We start from the raw sequence: 18674 nt of genomic DNA, 5'->3' as shown, positions 1-18674 counted from the left end.
GAGGGAGGTCATGGCCACTCCAAACGCCGGTGTGGCCAGGACACTGTTTGATTAACCCCTTAACCAGAACCCGCCGCGGCCCACGAAATCCGCACCGCCGTCCGTACGATGACCCCGCGCCCGGCCCCGGACCGACCGTCGCCGACATCGCGCGCGCCGCGGAGGTCTCCACCGCGACCGTCTCGCACGCGCTGGGCGGCACCGGCCGCGTCGGCGAGTCCACCCGCCGCCGGGTCCGCGAGGTGGCGGCCGCCCTCGGCTACAGCGCCCGCCGCGGCCCCCGCACCCGCAGCTCGGCCTCGCCGTCACCACGTACGCGGGCTCGGCCTGGAACTGCGTGGAGATCGCCTACTTCTCCCGGCTGCGGTGGTCTTCGGCGGCCGTCCCCCGGACCCGCGGCCCGAGGACGTGTGGGTGGACAACGACCACGAGGCCGCCACCCGTGAGGTCCTCGACCACCTCGCGGCCGCCGGGGCCACCCGGATCGCGCTGCACTCGGCGTACGGCCGCGAGTACTGCACCGAGGCCGCCACCTCGGCCTACACCCGCTGGTGCGCCGAGCGCGGGGCGCAGCCGCTGGTGGTCCCCTTCGACCCCGAGGACACCCCGGGCCACGCCTTCGACCCCGTGTTCGCCGGGCCCGGCCGCCCCCGCCCCGACGCCGTGTACTGCGTGTACGACCCGGGCGGCCGCCAGGTGCTGGCCGCCGCCGCACGGCACGGGCTGCGGATACCGCATGAGCTGCTGCTCGTCCGCGCGAGCGAGGACCCCTCGTACGCCGCGGGCGACCCGCCGGTGAGCACCGTGACCCTGCGCCCGGAGGTGATCGGGGAGAGCGCCGTCGCCGCACTGGTGGCGCTGCTGGAATCCCCGGAGGCAGCAGCGCCCGGCCGGCTGACCGTCCCGGCCGCACTGACCGTACGTACGTCGTCGCGTACGCCTCCACGCGCGGACGCGGGCAGGCCTTCGGTGTGATCTGGCCCATGCCGTGCATGACCAAGGGGCGGCAATGCATTAGAGTTATCTCGACATCGAGATATCTGCCGAAGGCGTACCGCATCCGCCCCTGCTGGTAAGGCTCACCTAACTTAGCCTTACCTTAGCGGATTGGCCACAGGGCGTGGCGGCAGGATTGCGGTAAAACGCGCGAATTTCATGCATGAAGGAGACTGTCGTGTCGGCGAACAGCTTCGACGCCCGCAGCACGCTGCAGGTGGGCGACGAGTCGTACGAGATCTTCCGGCTGGACAAGGTTGAGGGCGCTGCCCGCCTTCCCTACAGCCTGAAGGTGCTGCTGGAGAACCTGCTCCGCACCGAGGACGGCGCGAACATCACCGCCGACCACATCCGGTCGCTCGGCAACTGGGACTCGCAGGCCCAGCCCAGCGAGGAGATCCAGTTCACGCCGGCCCGCGTGATCATGCAGGACTTCACCGGCGTCCCCTGCGTCGTCGACCTCGCCACCATGCGTGAGGCCGTGAAGGCCCTCGGCGGCGACCCGTCGAAGATCAACCCGCTGGCCCCGGCCGAGCTGGTCATCGACCACTCGGTCATCGCCGACAAGTTCGGCACCCACGAGGCGTTCGCCCAGAACGTCGAGCTGGAGTACGGCCGCAACAAGGAGCGCTACCAGTTCCTGCGCTGGGGCCAGACCGCCTTCGACGAGTTCAAGGTCGTCCCCCCGGGCACCGGCATCGTCCACCAGGTCAACATCGAGCACCTGGCCCGCACGGTCATGGTCCGTAACGGTGTGGCCTACCCCGACACCCTCGTCGGCACCGACTCGCACACCACGATGGTCAACGGCCTGGGCGTACTGGGCTGGGGCGTCGGCGGCATCGAGGCCGAGGCCGCGATGCTCGGCCAGCCGGTCTCCATGCTGATCCCGCGCGTCGTGGGCTTCAAGCTGACGGGCGAGCTGCCGACCGGCACCACCGCCACCGACCTGGTGCTGACCATCACCGAGATGCTGCGCAAGCACGGCGTCGTCGGCAAGTTCGTCGAGTTCTACGGTGAGGGCGTCGCCGCCACCTCCCTCGCGAACCGCGCCACCATCGGCAACATGTCGCCGGAGTTCGGCTCCACCGCCGCGATCTTCCCGATCGACGACGAGACGCTGAAGTACCTGCGCCTGACCGGCCGCGACGCCCAGCAGGTCGCGCTCGTCGAGGCGTACGCCAAGGAGCAGGGCCTGTGGCTGGACCCGGCCGCCGAGCCGGACTTCTCCGAGAAGCTGGAGCTCGACCTCTCCACGGTCGTCCCCTCCATCGCCGGCCCGAAGCGCCCGCAGGACCGCATCGTCCTGGCCAACGCCTCCGAGCAGTTCACGCAGGACGTGCGCAACTACGTCAGCGAGGACGAGGAGGCCGGCAAGGAGTCCTTCCCGGCGTCCGACGCCCCGGCCTCCGCCAACGGCGTGCCGACCCGCCCGACCCAGGTCACCCTGGCCGACGGCACCTCCTTCGAGATCGACCACGGCGCCGTCACCGTCGCCGCGATCACCTCCTGCACCAACACCTCGAACCCCTACGTCATGGTCGCCGCGGCGCTCGTGGCCAAGAAGGCGGTCGAGAAGGGCCTGTCCCGCAAGCCGTGGGTCAAGACCACCCTGGCCCCGGGCTCGAAGGTCGTCACCGACTACTTCGACAAGGCCGGTCTGACCCCGTACCTCGACAAGATGGGCTTCAACCTCGTCGGGTACGGCTGCACCACCTGCATCGGCAACTCCGGTCCGCTGGACGAGGAGATCTCGAAGGCGATCAACGAGCACGACCTCGCGGTCACCTCGGTGCTCTCCGGCAACCGCAACTTCGAGGGCCGGATCAACCCCGACGTCAAGATGAACTACCTGGCCTCCCCGCCGCTGGTCGTCGCGTACGCCATCGCGGGCTCCATGAAGGTGGACGTCACCAAGGACGCCATCGGCATCGACACCGAGGGCAAGCCGGTCTTCCTCCAGGACATCTGGCCGTCCGAGGCCGAGGTCAACGACGTCGTGGCGAACGCCATCGGCGAGGACATGTTCAACAAGTCCTACCAGGACGTCTTCGCGGGCGACGCCCAGTGGCAGGCGCTGTCGATCCCCACCGGCAACACCTTCGAGTGGGACCCGCAGTCCACCTACGTCCGCAAGCCCCCTTACTTCGAGGGCATGACGATGGAGACCACCCCGGTCTCCGACATCGCCGGCGCGCGCGTGCTGGCGAAGCTGGGCGACTCGGTCACCACCGACCACATCTCCCCGGCCGGTGCGATCAAGGCCGACACCCCGGCCGGCAAGTACCTCACCGAGCACGGCGTCGAGCGCCGCGACTTCAACTCGTACGGTTCCCGCCGCGGCAACCACGAGGTCATGATCCGCGGTACGTTCGCCAACATCCGCCTGCGCAACCAGATCGCGCCGGGCACCGAGGGCGGCTTCACCCGCGACTTCACGGTCGAGGGCGCGCCGGTCGCGTTCATCTACGACGCCTCCCAGAACTACCAGGCCGCCGGCATCCCGCTGGTCATCCTGGCGGGCAAGGAGTACGGCTCGGGCTCGTCCCGCGACTGGGCCGCCAAGGGCACCGCGCTGCTCGGCGTCAAGGCCGTCATCGCCGAGTCCTACGAGCGCATCCACCGCTCGAACCTGATCGGCATGGGCGTGCTCCCGCTGCAGTTCCCGGAGGGCGCCTCGGCGGCCGCGCTGGGCCTCACCGGCGAGGAGACCTTCTCCTTCACCGGTGTGGAGGAGCTGAACAACGGCACCACCCCGCGCACCGTCAAGGTCACCACCGACACCGGTGTGGAGTTCGACGCGGTCGTCCGCATCGACACCCCCGGTGAGGCGGACTACTACCGCAACGGCGGCATCATGCAGTACGTGCTCCGCAACCTCATCCGAGGCTGAGTTCGCCAGCGGCACCAAAGGGCCGTATCCCCGTTAAAGGGGGTACGGCCCTTCCGCTTTTTCCGGCCCGGTCCAGGTTTCGGGGAGGTCTCAACTCGGAAAAGCTGACGGACAACCGTGTGCATGATCTTGCTCACATGAACGGAAGTGGACTATACCTGTGCCTCGTCCGGATCATCGCGTTACGAGCGGCACCGGACCCGGGGGATGGCGGGGCCTGCGGTGATGTCCGTATGTGCGGACCACGGGCATTCGTCGAGTCCCGGCCTCCTTCACACTTCTGACGAAGGCGAGGACATGAGCATGGGATCCACTGGTGAGGGCATCGGCCGCCGTGACCTGATCAAGCGCTCCGCGGCACTGGGACTGATCTCGGTGCCCACGATGAGCTTCCTGTCCGCCTGCGCCTCCGGCGGCGAGGACACCACGAAGGGGCCGGACAAGGGCGCGGTGACCAAGGAGAACCCGTTCGGCGTCGCCAAGGGCGGCAAGCTCGACGTCGTCGTCTTCAAGGGCGGGTTCGGCGACGACTACGCGAAGGCCTGGGAAGCCGCCTTCGACAAGAAGTGGGGCACCACCAGCTCCCACCTGGGCACGCAGGAGATCGCCGCCAAGCTCCAGCCCCGCTTCAACGGGGGCAACCCGCCGGACGTCATCGACGACTCGGGTGCCCAGCAGATCAAGGTCGACGTCCTCGCCAAGGGCGGCCAGCTCGCCGAGCTCACCCCCGTGCTCGACGCGCCCTCGCTCGACGACCCGGCCAAGAAGGTCCGGGACATGCTCATCCCCGGCACCGTGGAACAGGGCACCCAGGGCGGAAAGTTCGTCGCCCTCTACTACGTCTACACCGTGTTCGGCTTCTGGTACTCGGGCAAGCTCTTCAAGGAGAAGGGCTGGGCCGAGCCGAAGACCTGGGACGAGTTCCTCGACATCTGCACCAAGGCCAAGGCCGCCGGCATCGGCGGACTCGCCCACCAGGGCAAGTTCCCGTACTACATCAACGTCGTCATCATGGACCTGATCGCCAAGAAGGGCGGTCTGGACGCCATGAAGGCGATCGACAACCTGGAGCCGAACGCCTTCGAGGGCAACCCCGCCGCCCTCGCCGCCGTCGAGGCGCTCTACGAGATCGTCGAGAAGGATCTGCTGATGGCCGGCACCAACGGCCTCACCCACACCGAGTCCCAGACCGCGTGGAACCAGTACAAGGCGGCCTTCATCCCCTCCGGCTCCTGGCTGGAGAACGAGCAGCTCAAGCAGACCCCGGACGACTTCGACATGAAGTTCCTGCCGGTGCCGACGCTCGCCGACAGCAAACTGCCCTTCGAGGCCATCCGGGCCGGCGCCGGCGAGCCCTTCATCGTCCCGGAGAAGGCCGCCAACAAGGCCGGCGGCCTGGAGTTCCTCCGCTCGATGCTGTCCCGCGAATGGTCGACCCTCTTCGCCCAGCAGGCCAACTCCCTCACCGTGGTCAAGGACGGCGTCGACCCGAACGTCAAGCTGCGCCCGGGCACGGCGTCGGCGGTCGCGGCCGTCAAGACGGCCGGGACGAACACCTTCAGCTACCTGTACCCCGACTGGTACAGCGAGATGGACACCGAGATTCAGAACGCGTCCAATGAGCTGATGGCCAAGCGGATCCAGCCAAAGGAATGGATCAAGCGGGCCCAGGCTGCGGTAGACAAGGCTGCCAAGGACCCGAACGCCAAGAACAACCACCGCAGCTGACATCGTCCAAGGGACGGACACCATGAGCCAAGTAGCCCAGGGCAAGGGAAGTATCGGCTTCATCGCCGGCTTCCTCATCCTGCCGCTCGCGCTGTACCTGACTTTCGTCATCTGGCCGTACATTCAGACGTTCGGCTACTCCTTCACCAACTGGTCCGGACAGTCGCCCACGTTCGACTTCGTCGGCCTGGACAACTACTCCGCGCTGACGAAGGACGAGGTCTTCCGCGGAGCCCTGTGGCACAACCTGCTGCTCCTGGTGTTCGTCCCGACCATCACCATCCTGCTGGCCCTCTTCTTCGCCTTCATGGTGAACGTGGGAGGGCGCAGCGGGGCGGGCGGGGTGCGGGGCGTCCGCGGCTCCTCCGTCTACAAGATCGTCTACTTCTTCCCGCAGGTCCTGTCGCTGGCCATCCTCGCCGTGCTGTTCGGCGCGGTGTACCGCAGCGACGAGGGCGGCCTGCTCAACGGATTCCTCACCAAGCTGGGCCTGGTGGACCCGGCCCACCCCGTCGAATGGCTCAACCAGCCGAACCTCGTGGTGTGGTGCCTGCTCCTGGTGGTGGTCTGGCACGGAGTCGGCTTCTACCTGGTCCTCTTCTCGGCCGCCATGCAGTCCGTACCCAAGGACATCTACGAGGCCGCCCTGCTCGACGGCGCCGGCCGGGCCCAGACCTTCCTCAAGGTCACCCTGCCCCTGCTGTGGGACTCCGTACAGACCTCGGCGGTCTACCTGGGCATCGCCGCCATGGACATGTTCGTGCTGGTGTCGACCATGACTTCCGGCCAGTTCGGCGGCGGGCCCGACCACCACAGCGAGGTCATGGCCACGGTGCTGATGCGCAACTTCCTCTACTTCGGCAAGAGCGGCTACGCCTGTGCCATGGGCGTGGTCATGCTCGTCCTGACCATGATCCTCTCCGTCGTCACGCTGCGCGCCACCCGCCGCGAGCGCATCGAGTTCTGAGCGGGAGACCACGATGACCACAGTGATCAAGGCACCGGGCGAGGCCTCGGCCGAGCGGTCAGGCGGCAGCGGCCGCTCCAAGGAGGGCGCGAAGAGCGGCTCCGACGGCACGGTGCTGAACGTCTTCTCCCACGGGTTCCTCGCCGTCTGGGCGATACTGATCGTCCTGCCCCTGATCTGGCTGGCGCTCGGCTCGTTCAAGACCGACGCCCAGATCGGCGGCTCGGCCCTCAGCTGGCCCTCCAACTGGCACTTCGACGCCTTCTCCCGGGCCTGGGACAAGGGCATCGGCGACTACTTCGCCCACACGCTGATCGTGATGGTGTTCTCGGTCCCGCTGACCATGCTGCTCGGCTCGATGGCGGCGTACGTACTGGCCCGCTACCCCTTCCCGGGGAACCGGCTCTTCTACTACTTCTTCGTCAGCGGGGCCATGTTCCCCGTCTTCCTGGCGCTCGTCCCGCTGTTCTTCATGGTCAAGCGCCTGGACATGCTCAACACCTACCAGGGTCTGATCCTGGTGTACGTGGCCTACTCGATGCCGTTCACCGTCTTCTTCATGCACTCGTTCTTCCGCACGCTGCCGACGGCCGTGCACGAGGCGGCGGTGATCGACGGGGCCTCCGACACCCGGATCTTCTTCCAGGTGATGCTGCCGATGGCCAAGCCCGGCCTCATCAGCGTGGGGATATTCAATGTCCTGGGCCAGTGGAACCAGTACATCCTGCCCTCCGTGCTGATGCAGCCGCAGACCGGATCGGACCCCGAGCGCTACATGCTCACCCAGGGCCTGATCCAGCTGCAGTACCAGATGGGGTACGAGACGGACCTGCCGGTGCTGTTCGCCGGCGTGACCATCGCGATGATCCCGATGCTGGTGGTGTACCTGTCCTTCCAGCGGCAGATCCAGGCCGGCCTGACCTCGGCCACCCTCAAGTAGCGCCACCCTCAAGCAGCGCCACCTTCAAGCAGCGCCCGGACTCACGCAGCGTCCGGCACGACCGACCAGCTGACCGCCGAGACGGACGGGTCGAGCGAGAGGTTGCTGACCGCTTCCTCCAGCATCCGGCCCCCCACCGCCCCCTCGGCGGTCAGCAGCGCCGCCACCGTCACCAGGCCGGCCTTCGGGCCGTCCTGGCTGCGGATCGAGCGCAGCGTGTAGCCGGGTCGGCCGAGCGCGTCGACCAGCCGGTGGCGGATGTGGGCCTCCTCCGCCTCCAGGCACACGGCCTCGAAGTGGAAGTCGGTGGCCACCTCCGCCCCGCCGCGCGGTTCGCGGTCCAGGCGCCGGCCCAGCGGGCGCAGCAGGAGGTTGGCCCCCACCACGCCCGCCGTGCCGAAGGCCGCCAGGACGAACATCCCGGTGCCGGCCAGGCAGCCCACGGCCGCCGAACACCACAGGGTGGCGGCCGTGTTCAGGCCCCGTACGCTCAGCCCGTCGCGCATGATCACGCCGGCGCCGAGGAAGCCGATGCCCGACACGATCTGGGCGGCGACCCGGGAGCCGTCGTACCGGACCTCCGAGACGGCGCCGATGAACCCGTACTGCGAGAGCAGTACGAACAGCGCGGCCCCGCCCGCCACCAGGGCGTTCGTCCGCAGTCCGGCCATCCGGGCGCGCCACTGCCGTTCCAGGCCGATCGCCGCTCCGAAGCCGAGCGCGGCGGCGAGGTGTCCGGCCATTTCCCATTCGTTGAGCAGCATCGGCTTCTCCCCTCCTCTTCCGGTCTTCTGCCGGGCGTTACAGCCAGGTGCCGAACTTGCGGATGTACAGGGTCTTCAGGAGCTGAGTGAGCGTGCAGTACGCCAGCAGCACGCCGATCAGCCACGGGAAGTAGCTCGCCGGCAGGGCCACGAAGCCCAGCGAGGCGGCCAGCGGCGAGAAGGGCAGGTACAGCCCGGTCAGCACCGCGAGGACGGTCATCACCATCACCGGCCAGGAGGCGCGGGACTGGATGAAGGGGATCTTCCGGGTACGGATCATGTGGACGATCAGGGTCTGCGAGAGCAGGCCCTCGATGAACCAGCCGGACTGGAACAGCGCCTGGTGCGCCTCGCTGTCGGCCGCGAACACGTTCCACATGATCACGAACATCGCGATGTCGAAGATCGAGCTGATCGGGCCGATGCAGACCATGAACCGGCCGATGCCCTTGGCGTCCCAGTTGCGGGGCTTGCGCAGGTACTCCTCGTCCATCCGGTCCCACGGCGTCGCCAGCTGCGCGATGTCGTAGACCAGGTTCTGCACCAGCAGCATGATCGCGACCATCGGCTGGAACGGGATGAACGCGCTCGCCACCAGGACCGAGAAGACGTTGCCGAAGTTCGACGACGCCGTCATCTTGATGTACTTGATCGTGTTGCCGAACGTGGTCCGGCCCTGGATCACGCCCTGCTCCAGGACGGTCAGGTCCTTCTCCAGCAGGATGATGTCCGCCGACTCCTTGGCGATGTCGACCGCGGTGTCGACGGAGATGCCGACATCGGCGTCGCGCAGCGCGGCGGCGTCGTTGATGCCGTCCCCGAGGAAGCCGACGGTGTGCCCGTCGGCCTGCAGGGCCCGTACGATCCTGGCCTTCTGGACCGGGTTGACCTTGGCGAAGACCGTCGTACGGGCGGCCAGCGCGCGCAGCGCCGCGTCGTCGAGGGCGTCGACCTCGGTGCCGAGAACGACGTGCCCGACGTCGACGCCGACGTCCGCGCAGACCCGGGCGGCCACGAGGTCGTTGTCGCCGGTGACGACCTTGACCGTGATGCCCTTGTCGGCCAGGGCCTGCAGGGCCCGGGCGGCATCGGCCTTCGGCGGGTCGAGGAAGGCGAGGAAGCCGACCAGGGTCAGCCGCTCCTCGTCCGCGACGGAGTAGGTCTCGCGCGGGGTGCCCATCGTGCGGGTGGCGACGGCGAGGACGCGCAGGCCCCGGCGGTTGTTGTCCTCGGCGATGCGGGTGACGTGGCTGCGCAGCTGCTGGGTGAGTTCGACCTTCTCGCCGCGGTCCCGCATGTGGGTGCAGAGGTCCAGGACCTCCTCCACCGCACCCTTGGTGATCATGATGTGCTCGGGGCGGCCGAGGCCGCCGACGATGCTGTTGCGGTCCAGGACCACGGACATCCGGCGGCGGGCGAAGTCGAAGGGGATCTCGTCGACCATCGAGAACCGTGCGTCGACGACAACCTCCTCGGCCTCGTCCACCCGGTTGATGACCGCCTGGTCCATCAGGTTCTTCAGGCCGGTCTGGAAGTGGGAGTTGAGGTACCCGTACTCCAGGACCTCGTTGTCCTCGTCGCCGTGCACGTCCAGGTAGCGGTCCAGGACGATCCGGTCCTCGGTGAGGGTGCCGGTCTTGTCCGTGCAGAGCACGTCCATGGCGCCCAGGTTCTGGATCGCGTCGAGCCGCTTGACGACGACCTTGCGCTTGGACATGGCGACCGCGCCGCGCGCCAGGTTGGCGGAAACGACCATCGGCAGCATCTCGGGGGTCAGGCCGACGGCGACGGCGACGCCGAAGAGGAAGGCCTCGTCCCAGTCGCCCTTGGTCAGGCCGTTGATCGCGAACACGACCGGGACCATGACCAGCATGAAGCGGATCAGCAGGAAGCTGACCTTGCGCACCCCGTTGTCGAAGTTGGTCTGCGGGCGCTCGCCGACCAGCGAGCCGGCCATCGAGCCGAAGTAGGTGTCGGCGCCGGTGGCGACGACCACGCCGGTGGCGGTGCCGGAGGTGACCGAAGTCCCCATCAGGCAGAGGTTGTCGGCCTCGACCGGGTCGGTGGTCTCGAACTGGCCGAGGTCCTCCGTACCGGGGGTCCCCCCGGCGGAGCGAGGGGGAGCATCGGCCTTGGCGACCGGCAGGGACTCGCCGGACAGCGCGGCCTGGCTGACCATCAGGTCCTTGGAGGTGATGAGCCGCAGGTCGGCCGGGATCAGGTCGCCGGCGGCCAGCTTCACCACGTCGCCCGGGACCACCCGGTCCATGGGCACCTCGAAGGTGGTGGGCGCCGAGCCGCTGCCGGCCCGGCGCTGCACCGCGCAGGTGGTGGTGACGAGCCGCTTCAGCGCGTCGGCGGCCCGGCCGGAGCGGAACTCCTGCCAGAAGCGCAGCAGTCCGCTGATCCCCACCATCACGGAGAGGATGACGACACCGGGATCGGCCGGGTCCTGCCACCACATGACGGCGGCGAGGAAGACGAGGACTCCGATGAAGGGGTTCCAGAACGCCTTCGCCAGCTGCACCCACCAGCGCGGGGCGCGCTCGTGGGCGACGATGTTGGCACCGTGCCGCTCCAGGCGCAGGGCCGCCTCGGCGTGGGTGAGTCCGCTGCGGGTGGCGCTCAGCTCCTGGAGGACCGAGGCGCCCGGGCGGGCGCTGAATCCGGCGAGCTGCTCGCCGGCGAGCCGGGTACGGCTCTCCAGCTCGGCGGCCTTGCGCTCGCGGCGGCCCGTGCCCGGCGGGGCGAGCTTGGTGGGGGTACGGGGGGTGAGCATGGTCATGACGAATACCTCCCTCCACTGCGTCCGGGCAGCGCGAAGCCGCACGGTCACGTGGAGTGATCATGGGTCGGCGCGGGGCGGCGCGAAACGCCGCCGGGCACGCCGAGGGGCATGGATGACGCACGCCCGGCGGAAGCGCGGGGGCATGCGGAAGGGAAGGGAGGGGGAGAAAGAGAGAAGGAATGCAGAACCGCACGGGGCAGCGGCGTGTGCCGCAGCCGCACCGCGGTGTACCGCGGCCGTGCGCACTCAGGGAAAGATCGGCCGATCAGGTCAGCCGACGAGAGCGCTGCAAGGACTTCGATCGGGACTCATCCCGAACACCTCCTTGCGTAGCGCCGTCATTACGAGGCACCCGATCCGGCCGGAAAGCCGCAGAGAACCGGTTGCCTCAGCGACCGTAACACGATCCAGAGGGATGTCTCTCATACTTATGACCGGTACTGACCGATTCGTTCTGCGTCAGCCTCTTGACGTCTGGAGGGCCAAAGGCTCGACTTAAGGTTCACAAGTTGGAGAGACGCCGGGGTCTCGGAGCACCAAGCCGCGACCGCCGGCTCGGGGGGCGACGGTCAGCCGTCGCTAATGGGCAGGAGTGGATGAGTCGTGCAGACTCCCGGATCGCAGTCTTCACTGCACCGCGCGAATCTCGAACGGGTCGTGCGGGCGGTGCGGCTCGCGGGTTCGCTGACCCAGGCGGAGATCGCCCGGTCCACCGGACTGTCGGCGGCCACGGTCTCCAACATCGTCCGCGAGCTCAAGGACGGTGGGACCGTCGAGGTCACGGACACCTCGGCCGGCGGTCGGCGGGCGCGCAGCGTCTCGCTCAGCGGCGACGCGGGCATCGTGATCGGCGTGGACTTCGGCCACACCCACCTGCGGGTGGCCGTCGGCAACCTCGCCCACCAGGTCCTGGCCGAGGAGTCCGCCCCGCTGGACGTGGACGCGTCCTGGGCGGACGGCTTCGACCGGGCGGAAGCCCTGGTCGGAGAACTGATCGCGGGCATCGGGGTGGGCCTGGAGAAGGTCATCGGCGTCGGGCTCGGCGTCCCGGGCCCCATCGACGTGGAGTCCGGGACCCTGGGCTCCACCGCGATCCTGCCGGGCTGGGCCGGGATCAACCCGCGCCAGGAGCTCTCGCAGCGCCTCGGCGTGCCCGTGTACGTGGACAACGATGCCAACCTCGGAGCGCTCGGGGAGCTGGTGTGGGGGAGCGGCCGGGGGGTCAAGGACCTCGCGTACATCAAGGTCGCGAGCGGTGTCGGCGCCGGCCTCGTGATCAACGGCCAGATCTACCGGGGGCCCGGCGGCACCGCCGGCGAGATCGGGCACATCACCCTGGACGAGTCCGGGCCGGTCTGCCGCTGCGGCAACCGCGGCTGCCTGGAGACCTTCGCGGCGGCCCGGTACGTCCTGCCACTGCTGCAGAGCACGCACGGGCCCGAGCTCACCATGGAGCGCGTGGTCGAACTCGCCCGGGAGGGCGACCCCGGCTGCCGCCGGGTGATCGCCGACGTGGGCCGCCATGTGGGTAGTGGTGTCGCGAACCTGTGCAACGTCCTCAATCCGAGCCGCGTGGTGCTCGGCGGTTCGCTGGCGGAGGCCGGTGAACTGATCCTGGCCCCCATACGTGAGTCCGTGGGGAGGTATGCGATCCCCAGTGCGGCACGCCAACTGTCCGTGCTCACGGGGTCGTTGGGCGGCCGGGCCGAAGTGCTGGGCGCGCTGGCCCTGGTACTGAGCGAGATGGGCGATTCGACCCTTCTGGCCGGTTCGCCGACCCTCAAGCTCTTGCCTTCAGTTAGATAACGGATGGCACCGTTGTCATCTCGTTAAGGATTCACTCCTTGACGGCAAACTGCGGCCGAGGTTGACTCACGTCCACCTCGGCCGCAACGTTGCGGCCTCGTCAGGGAGGTTCAGGAAATGAACACGCGTATGCGCAGAGCCGCCGTTGCCGTAGCCGCCACCGCCATGGCCGCTTCCCTTGCCGCCTGTGGCAGCGCCAAGGAGGCCGGCGAGAAGCCGAAGGAGTCCGGCTCCGCCGCCGCGGGTGGCGCGATCAAGATCGGTCTGCTCCTGCCGGAGAACCAGACCGCGCGTTACGAGAAGTTCGACAAGCCGCTCTTCGAGAAGAAGGTCGCCGAACTCACCGGCGGCAAGGCCGAGGTGGTCTACGCCAACGCCAAGCAGGACGCGACCACGCAGAACTCCCAGGTCGACACCATGATCACCAACAAGGTGAAGGTCCTGGTCGTCGACGCGGTGGACTCCAAGGCCATCGCCGGCTCGGTCAAGAAGGCCAAGGAGGCGGGCATCCCCGTCGTGGCCTACGACCGCCTCGCCGAGGGCCCGATCGACGCGTACACCTCCTTCGACAACGAAGAGGTCGGCAAGGTCCAGGGCAAGGCCCTGCTGGAGGCCCTGGGCGACAAGGCCGGCTCCGGCGAGATCGTCATGATGAACGGTTCGGTCACCGACCCGAACGCCGCCCTCTTCAAGAAGGGTGCGCACTCCGTCCTCGATGGCAAGGTGACCATCGGCAAGGAGTACGACACCAAGGAGTGGAAGCCGGAGAACGCCAACACCAACATGGCGGGTGCGATCTCCGCGATCGGCAAGGACAAGATCGTCGGCGTCTACTCCGCCAATGACGGCATGGCCGGCGGCATCATCACCGCCCTCAAGGCGGCCGGCATGAACCCCCTGCCCCCGGTCACCGGCCAGGACGCGGAACTCGCCGGTGTCCAGCGGATCGTCGCGGGCGAGCAGTTCATGAGCGTCTACAAGCCGTACGCCCCCGAGGCCGAGGCCGCCGCGAAGATGGCCGTCGCGCTCGCCAAGGGCGAGAAGCTGGACGGTGTCACCACCTCCACCGTCGACAGCCCCACCACCAAGGGCGTCCCCTCGGTCCTGGTCCCCGTCGTCTCGCTGACGAAGAGCAACATCAAGGACACTGTCATCAAGGACGGTGTCTACACGGCCGATGAGATCTGCACCGACAAGTACGCGGCCGCCTGCGCCACCCTCGGCCTGAAGTAGGCCCCCCGGGCCTGACCCAGGTCCTCCGGGCCTCACCCAGGCCCCGTCGTCCCGCCGGCCGTAGGCCCGCCCCCCGCGGCCTTCGGTCCACCGGGACCCCCGCGCCTGCCCGGCGCCCCGCCCCTTCTTTCCCCGCCACCCGCGGGGCGCCGGGCAGAAACGATTCCCCCACCCCACCCCGCTCCTGCACTTACTGCACGACATCCCCGCCGGTCAGGCGGCGAAGGAGATGGTTCATGTGTCCGCTGCGCCCGTGCTGGCGTTGCGAGGGGTCTCGAAGCGATTCGGTGCCGTTCAGGCGCTCACCGATGTAGAGCTCGAGATCCATTCCGGCGAGGTGGTCGCCCTGGTCGGCGACAACGGCGCCGGCAAGTCCACGCTCGTCAAGACGATCGCCGGCGTCCACCCCATCGATGACGGAGTCATCGAGTGGGAAGGCAAGCCGGTCTCGATCGGCAAGCCCCATGACGCCCAGAACCTGGGCATCGCGACGGTCTACCAGGACCTCGCGCTGTGCGACAACATCGATGTCGTCGGCAACCTGTTCCTGGGCCGCGAGCTCAAGCGCCGCGGTGTCCTGGACGAGGTGGAGATGGAGCGCCGCGCCCGCGAGCTCCTGACCACCCTGTCCATCCGGATCCCCAGTGTCCGCATCCCCATCGCCTCGCTCTCCGGCGGTCAGCGCCAGACCGTGGCGATCGCCCGTTCGATGCTCGGCGAGCCCAAGCTCGTCATCCTCGACGAGCCCACGGCGGCCCTCGGCGTCGAGCAGACCGCCCAGGTCCTCGACCTGGTGGAGCGGTTGCGCGAGCGCGGCCACGCCGTCATCCTCATCAGCCACAACATGGCCGATGTGAAGGCCGTCGCCGACAAGGTGGCGGTCCTGCGGCTGGGCCGCAACAACGGCGTCTTCAACGTCAAGGACACGTCGCAGGAAGAGATCATCTCCGCCATCACGGGTGCCACGGACAATGCCGTGACCCGTCGTGCGGCCCGTACCGGGGAGGCTCAGAAGTGAGCACCGAACACCACACCTCGGCGGAAGAGGTGGCCCAGCTGGCCAACCCCGCCGCCCCGGCGGACGCCATCCCCGCGGTGGACCCGCGCCTGCTCGTGCGCGAGCGGGGCCTGTCCGGGTACCTGAGCGAGTTCGGCCGCAAGATGAAGGCCGGCGACCTGGGCTCCGTCCCGGTCGTCCTCGGCCTGGTCATCATCTGGGCCATCTTCCAGGGGCTGAACGCGAACTTCCTGTCCCCGGAGAACCTCACCAACATCGCGATCACGATGGTCGCCACCGGCATGATGGCCGTGGGCATCATCTTCGTGCTCCTGCTCGGCGAGATCGACCTTTCGGTCGGCTCCGTCAGCGGTGTCTCGGGTGCGATCTTCGCGGTCCTGGCCGTCACCCACGGGGTCAACCAGTGGGTGGCGATCCTGGCCGCGGTCGCCGGCGGCGCCCTGATCGGCGCAATCCACGGCTTCTTCTTCGCCAGGATCGGTGCACCGGCCTTCGCGGTCACCCTGTCGGGCCTGCTCTTCTGGTCCGGCGCCATGCTGCAGATCCTCGGCAGCAACGGCACGATCAACATCGACCCCGACGGTCCGGTGGGCCGGCTCACCACGTACTTCTTCACGGACGTGGCGGCCGGCTACGGCCTCGCCGCGGTCGCGGTGATCGGGTACTTCCTGGCCAGCTTCTTCGACAACCGCCGCCGCGAGGCCGCGGGGGTCCCGTCCCGCCCGATGAGCGAGATCGCCCTGCGCACGGGCCTGCTGGCCCTGTTCACCTTCGGTCCCGCCGCGGTGTTCAACCAGTACAAGGGCCTCCCGCTCGCGGTGGTGCTCTTCGTGCTGGTGCTGGTCGGCACGGACTTCCTGCTGCGCCGTACCTCGTTCGGCCGCAACATCTTCGCGCTCGGCGGCAGCGTCGAGGCCTCCCGGCGCGCGGGCATCAACGTGACCGGGATCCGCATCGCGGTCTTCGCCATCGCGGGCACCTTCGCCGCCATCGGCGGGCTCTTCTGGGCCTCCAAGATCGCGGCGGCCAACCAGAGCGCCGGCGCCGGCGACCTGCTGATGAACGTGATCGCGGCGGCCGTGATCGGCGGCACCAGCCTCTTCGGCGGCCGGGGCCGGACCTGGAACGCCCTCCTCGGCGTCATGGTCATCACCTCGATCCAGTACGGTCTGGCTCTCCAGGGCATCGCCACCCCGATCCAGTACATGATCACCGGTGCGGTGCTGCTGGCCACCGTGGTGATCGACTCGGTCACCCGCAAGACCCAGAAGTCGGCCGGACGCGCCTGACGACGCGCCCGATGCGGTAAGAACGGTCACAGTGCCCGGTGCCACTTCGTGTGGCGCCGGGCACCCGTGCGTACATATGTGCGTACGGCTGTGCGGGTATGCGCCCGTTTGGGATGTGTGACCTCGTGATGGTGTGTACATGTATGACAAAGGTGTGACCCGCCAAGGGCCGCCCGATGACCGCCGCCGCGAGCGGAACATTAGACTCGACAGACCAGCAAGCAACTGCAAGGAGGCACGGGTGCTGCTGACCCGCATCAAGGGACCGCGCGATCTGGACCGGCTCAGCCAGGAGGAGCTCGACCAGCTCGCCGCCGAGATCAGGTCCTTCCTCGTCGACGCCGTCTCCAAGACCGGCGGGCACCTCGGCCCCAACCTCGGGGTGGTCGAACTGACGATCGCCCTGCACCGGGTCTTCGACTCGCCCAAGGACAAGGTCCTTTTCGACACCGGCCACCAGGCCTACGTCCACAAGCTGCTCACGGGCCGCCAGAACTTCGGCGGCCTGCGCACCAAGGGCGGCCTGTCCGGCTACCCTTCGCGCGCCGAGTCCGACCACGACGTGATCGAGAACTCGCACGCCTCCACCGTGCTGGGCTGGGCCGACGGCCTGGCCAAGGCCAACGAGGTGCTCGGCCGCGAGGACCACCACGTCGCCGCCGTCATCGGCGACGGCGCCCTGACCGGTGGCATGGCCTGGGAGGCGCTGAACAACATCGCCGCCGCCAAGGACCGCCCGCTGGTCATCGTCGTCAACGACAACGAGCGCTCGTACGGCCCCACCATCGGCGGCCTCGCGAACCACCTGGCCACCCTGCGCACCACGGACGGCTACGAGCGCTTCCTGGCCCGCGGCAAGGAGCTCCTGGAGCGCACCCCGGTCGTCGGGAAGCCGCTCTTCGAGACCCTGCACGGCGCGAAGAAGGGCCTCAAGGACTTCATCGCCCCGCAGGGCATGTTCGAGGACCTGGGCCTGAAGTACATCGGCCCCATCGACGGCCACGACATCGAGGCACTGGAGTCCGCCCTGACGCGCGCCAAGCGCTTCAGCGGCCCGGTCATCGTGCACTGCCTCACCCAGAAGGGCCGCGGCTACACCCCCGCCCTGGAGCACGAGGCGGACCGCTTCCACGCGGTCGGCGTGATCCACCCGGACACCGGTCTGCCCGTCAAGACCGCGGCCGCCAGCTGGACCTCCGTCTTCGCCGACGAGATGGTCAAGCTCGGCCACGAGCGCCCGGACATCGTCGGCATCACCGCCGCCATGCTCCACCCGGTCGGCCTCAACAAGTTCGCCGAGGCCTTCCCGGACCGGATCTACGACGTGGGCATCGCCGAGCAGCACGGCGCCACTTCGGCGGCCGGCCTCGCCACCGGCGGGGTCCACCCGGTCTTCGCGGTGTACGCGACCTTCCTCAACCGCGCCTTCGACCAGGTCCTGATGGACGTCGCCCTGCACAAGTGCGGGGTCACCTTCGTCCTGGACCGCGCCGGTGTCACCGGCGACGACGGCGCCTCCCACAACGGCATGTGGGACATGTCCATCCTCCAGATCGTCCCCGGCCTGCGCCTCGCCGCCCCGCGCGACGCCGAGCAGCTGCGCGCCCAGCTCCGCGAGGCCGTCGAGGTCAAGGACGCCCCGACCGTCGTGCGCTACTCCAAGGGCGTCGTCGGCCCGGCCGTCCCGGCCGTCGGCCGGATCGGCGGCATGGACGTACTGCGCGCCCCGGCCCCCGAGGTCACCCGTCCGGACGTACTGCTCGTCTCGGTCGGCGCGCTCGCCCCGATGTGCCTGGAGATCGCCGACCTGCTCGACAAGCAGGGCATCTCCACGACCGTCGTCGACCCCCGCTGGGTCAAGCCCGTGGACGAGGCCCTGGCCCCGCTCGCGGACCGGCACCGCGTGGTCGTCACCGTCGAGGACAACGGCCGTACCGGCGGTGTGGGCTCCGCCGTGGCGCAGGCGCTGCGCGACGCGGGCGTCGACGTACCGCTGCGCGATTTCGGTATCCCGCAGCGCTTCCTCGACCACGCCCTGCGCAAGGAGATCATGGCCGAGATCGGCCTGACCGCTCCGGACATCGCCCGCCAGGTCACCGGTCTGGTGGCGAAGCTGGACGGGCGCTACGACAGCGAGCCGGCCGCCGCGGTCGACTAGTCGACTATTCGACCGAAACGCGCGGTTGCACGTCACGGGCCGGGAGATCACCCTGGAAGGGTGGGCCTCCCGGCCCGTTCGTGTGCGTCGTCAC

Annotated in this window: 13 protein-coding genes; 11 read left to right on the top strand and 2 right to left on the bottom strand. The window is 68.7% G+C overall.

The genetic code is table 11. From position 1 onward, the window contains the following. Window positions 1–29 precede the first annotated feature (29 nt). The 6 genes from ACIQU4_RS31550 to ACIQU4_RS31525 all read left to right on the top strand — a co-directional run bounded on the left by ACIQU4_RS31550 (window position 30) and on the right by ACIQU4_RS31525 (window position 7524). Window positions 30–446: a LacI family DNA-binding transcriptional regulator gene (locus tag ACIQU4_RS31550; protein WP_403737900.1), complete on the top strand. Its 417-nt coding sequence runs from the start codon at window positions 30–32 to the stop codon at window positions 444–446. Then, window positions 415–975 (top strand): substrate-binding domain-containing protein, encoded by a 561-nt coding sequence (locus ACIQU4_RS31545; protein ID WP_403737897.1) that lies wholly within the window; start codon window positions 415–417, stop codon window positions 973–975. The genes ACIQU4_RS31550 and ACIQU4_RS31545 overlap by 32 nt, the downstream gene beginning before the upstream one ends. Before the next feature lie 184 nt (window positions 976–1159). After that, window positions 1160–3889: an aconitate hydratase AcnA gene (gene acnA, locus ACIQU4_RS31540; RefSeq protein WP_403737895.1), complete on the top strand. Its 2730-nt coding sequence runs from the start codon at window positions 1160–1162 to the stop codon at window positions 3887–3889. A gap of 303 nt (window positions 3890–4192) precedes the next feature. After that, window positions 4193–5617: an N-acetylglucosamine/diacetylchitobiose ABC transporter substrate-binding protein gene (gene ngcE, locus ACIQU4_RS31535; RefSeq protein WP_403737893.1), complete on the top strand. Its 1425-nt coding sequence runs from the start codon at window positions 4193–4195 to the stop codon at window positions 5615–5617. A 22-nt stretch (window positions 5618–5639) separates the two neighbouring features. Then, window positions 5640–6584: a carbohydrate ABC transporter permease gene (locus ACIQU4_RS31530; RefSeq protein ID WP_403737891.1), complete on the top strand. Its 945-nt coding sequence runs from the start codon at window positions 5640–5642 to the stop codon at window positions 6582–6584. A 13-nt stretch (window positions 6585–6597) separates the two neighbouring features. Continuing rightward, window positions 6598–7524 carry a carbohydrate ABC transporter permease gene (locus tag ACIQU4_RS31525; protein ID WP_403737888.1) on the top strand — a complete coding sequence of 309 codons (927 nt, stop codon included), beginning with the start codon at window positions 6598–6600 and terminating at the stop codon, window positions 7522–7524. Between the two features lie 41 nt (window positions 7525–7565). Here the strand turns inward: ACIQU4_RS31525 and ACIQU4_RS31520 are convergent, their stop codons facing one another. Both ACIQU4_RS31520 and mgtA read right to left on the bottom strand, forming a co-directional pair. Next, window positions 7566–8288: an MgtC/SapB family protein gene (locus tag ACIQU4_RS31520; RefSeq protein WP_403737885.1), complete on the bottom strand. Its 723-nt coding sequence runs from the start codon at window positions 8286–8288 to the stop codon at window positions 7566–7568. A 37-nt stretch (window positions 8289–8325) separates the two neighbouring features. Beyond that, entirely contained in the window at window positions 8326–11073 is a 2748-nt protein-coding gene (mgtA, locus tag ACIQU4_RS31515) for a magnesium-translocating P-type ATPase (RefSeq protein WP_403737883.1), read from the bottom strand. A gap of 606 nt (window positions 11074–11679) precedes the next feature. Here mgtA and ACIQU4_RS31510 point away from each other — a divergent pair. The 5 genes from ACIQU4_RS31510 to dxs all read left to right on the top strand — a co-directional run bounded on the left by ACIQU4_RS31510 (window position 11680) and on the right by dxs (window position 18580). Beyond that, window positions 11680–12882 (top strand): ROK family transcriptional regulator, encoded by a 1203-nt coding sequence (locus ACIQU4_RS31510; protein ID WP_030154513.1) that lies wholly within the window; start codon window positions 11680–11682, stop codon window positions 12880–12882. A gap of 117 nt (window positions 12883–12999) precedes the next feature. Further along, window positions 13000–14115, top strand: a complete 1116-nt coding sequence (locus tag ACIQU4_RS31505) for a substrate-binding domain-containing protein (protein ID WP_403737880.1) — start codon at window positions 13000–13002, stop codon at window positions 14113–14115. Window positions 14116–14344: 229 nt separating this feature from the next. Next, window positions 14345–15133 (top strand): ATP-binding cassette domain-containing protein, encoded by a 789-nt coding sequence (locus ACIQU4_RS31500; protein ID WP_150527821.1) that lies wholly within the window; start codon window positions 14345–14347, stop codon window positions 15131–15133. 29 nt (window positions 15134–15162) lie between these two features. Then, the gene (locus ACIQU4_RS31495) at window positions 15163–16422 is read left to right on the top strand and encodes a sugar ABC transporter permease (protein ID WP_403738110.1); all 1260 of its coding nucleotides are present in this window, start codon (window positions 15163–15165) and stop codon (window positions 16420–16422) included. 241 nt (window positions 16423–16663) lie between these two features. Continuing rightward, window positions 16664–18580: a 1-deoxy-D-xylulose-5-phosphate synthase gene (dxs, locus tag ACIQU4_RS31490; RefSeq protein ID WP_403737877.1), complete on the top strand. Its 1917-nt coding sequence runs from the start codon at window positions 16664–16666 to the stop codon at window positions 18578–18580. Window positions 18581–18674 lie beyond the last annotated feature (94 nt).

The sequence above is a fragment of the Streptomyces sp. NPDC090741 genome (assembly GCF_044769045.1).
GTDB lineage: Bacteria > Actinomycetota > Actinomycetes > Streptomycetales > Streptomycetaceae > Streptomyces.
This window is presented reverse-complemented; position numbering and strand designations above follow the sequence as displayed.